The sequence below is a fragment of the Deltaproteobacteria bacterium genome, assembly GCA_016210005.1.
In the GTDB taxonomy this organism is placed as follows: domain Bacteria; phylum Desulfobacterota; class Binatia; order HRBIN30; family JACQVA1; genus JACQVA1.
In genome coordinates, this window is record JACQVA010000062.1 from 1 (window position 1) to 2,332 (window position 2,332).

Sequence of the window (2,332 nt, forward strand, 5' to 3'; positions counted from 1 at the left end):
CCGCTCCGCCCCTGACCACGCAGGCCGCGATCGACGATCGCGATCCCGCCACCATCCGCCGCCATCTTCGCGATGCACTTCGCCCAAACGCACTCAAATGACTTCGCCAAATTTACGCGGACTCAGACCGCCGGCAACACGTACTTCGCAACCAAGGGATCAGCGGAAGGCACCCACGCGAAGTTACACGTCGGCTTACAGAAGCCATCGCGTAGCGGCCGAATCAGATCGAGGGGTGCTGACGTGTCGGTGAAACTCGTGAAGTACAGAGACAGGTAAGAGCTGCCGGAGGGGCCGTTCTCGACCTGAGCGGCGACGACATTCTGGCCAGGGACCAGGTCATTTGAGATGTCGAGGTAGACGCGTGGCCCCGAGCAACCGGTGGCCGAGCTTCCCACGCAACCGCCTTGATTGCAGTTACCGCCCCAATGTCCTTTGAACGCGCCGTTCACCCATACCCATATCCCGTCGTCGCTGTCGAAAGATATGCTGGCGTTTGCCGATTTGATGATGCTGAACCTGCCTCGGTAGAAGCGATTCTGCCTGTTCGGAATGTGTCCTTTGTCGGGAAGGCCGATGGCTGTCCAAGAGGAATCATCGAATGCGGGCTGGTGCCAGGCGTAGCCATCGTTCGGACCTTCACAGTTGCTCGTCGTTGACGACGCGCGCCAGTTGAAGGTCGGGGCAGCAGATACCGTACGGGACGAACCAACCACCATCACGATCACCATGGCGATCACACGAGCGTGGGTGAGCAGCTTCGTCTGTTCGCTCGGTCTGACGCTCATCCATCGTCTATCTGGCATCTTGGCCACGTGCTCAAATCGCGCCGGGTGCGCCCGGCTGCTTGCCATCCGCCTCAGCGCCTGCATGGTCTCGCCCCACCCACGCACGTTATTCTCAACACCCCGATGGTGTGCCGGAGAAGCACGAGAAGTTCGTTAGCACCTGTCCAGGCACCGGCGGTTCGCACGTCATGCCACTGACGTTATCGGCCCCGCGGGTGAAGAGATGGGCGCCCGAGCCGCCGGATACGGTATACCGAAATCGGTAAAGGTTGCAGGTGTTCGCCCACGGGGTGCTCCCCGATGCTGGCCCTTGTCCCGCGCGGTAGATGTAGCCGAGGTCCAAGCTGCAATCGTACCCGGCGCCAGCGAGGGCGCTATAGTCAGCCGAGCCATACTCGACCACGATGTGATCGGTGCTTTTCGAGCACTGCCGCGCGCGGTAGGTACCGGGCACCGGATTGCTGGCGACGATGAAAGCTTCGATCTCGCGCGCGTAGCCGAAGCAAGTGGATGGTGGCGAAAGGTTCGGACCTAGACAGCGCGCCCCCGCAGTGCTCTGGAAGCGATAGACGACCGCCCAGCAGCTTCCCGGGTCATCGATCACCCCGTTGCCGTCGTCATCCACGCCGTTGCAGGTCTCGGGCGGCTTCGCCGTAAACCCGGAGCTGGCTCGATTGTTCCCATCGTTGCTCTCCGGCACGACGCCCGGGCTATCCAAGACCCACTCAATGGTGTGCGAGCCGGGTGTCACCGTCCAGGGGGTAGGCGCTGGAATACTAAATGGGTTTGGACACGTCTCGGCCCTGCTGGTGGAGTAGTACGGCGTGCCGTCCAAGAGGGCCTGAACCTGAAAAGCCGGCGTGGTACCCGACCCAACGCAGTGACCGTTGAGGGAGAAAGCCACGATATCGCCTACGTGCACCGGATTGCTGCCTACGACGAGCGCGATAATGGAGGCGTCGGCCACCAAGTCCAGGGTCGGTGGCGTGGTCCACGAGTACACCCGGTAATTGTCGTTCTCCGAGGTCTCGCCGACTGCGTCGCCCGTATCCAGCTCCCAGCGGATCGTGTGGTCACCCGCGGTGACGGTCCAGGTTCGTGCCGTGTTCGGGTAGTACGTCTGCCCACCCGTAGCCACAAAATCAGACCAGGATTCGAACTCCTGGCCATCGATCAAGACGCGAATCCTGAAAGGGGGCGTCGGACCGCTGCCGTCGTCGTGCCACTGGCCGGCGAAGTAGACCTGATCACCCGCGGTGGGAACCGTGACCTCCTGATAGCTCAAGTTGTACAAGAACGCGCGGTCCATGACCAAGTTCACCGGCTGCTCCGTCGTGTCTACCGTTCCAGCATGCCCACACGCGCGTCTTGCTGGCGCGCGTGGCCAACTCTTTGTCAACCAGCCACCAACCACAACGCCAAGTCGCCACCTTTAGCGTGCAAGACCGCGCCCTTCAGATCCCCGGTTTTGCATGGCCTCTGCCGCCATGAAGCATATGGCACCCTCACCTCCATCCTCTCCCGCAGGTTTGCGGGCGAGGAAG

The 2,332-nt window shown here is 61.9% G+C and carries 2 protein-coding genes; both read right to left on the bottom strand.

All coding sequences use genetic code 11. The annotated features are described in order from the left end of the window. Positions 1–122: 122 nt before the first annotated feature. A complete protein-coding gene (locus tag HY699_06500; protein ID MBI4515447.1) occupies positions 123–872 on the bottom strand; it encodes a beta galactosidase jelly roll domain-containing protein in 750 nt (249 codons plus the stop codon). 28 nt (positions 873–900) lie between these two features. Then, positions 901–2,109 (bottom strand): hypothetical protein, encoded by a 1,209-nt coding sequence (locus HY699_06505; GenBank protein MBI4515448.1) that lies wholly within the window; start codon positions 2,107–2,109, stop codon positions 901–903. Positions 2,110–2,332: the final 223 nt, after the last annotated feature.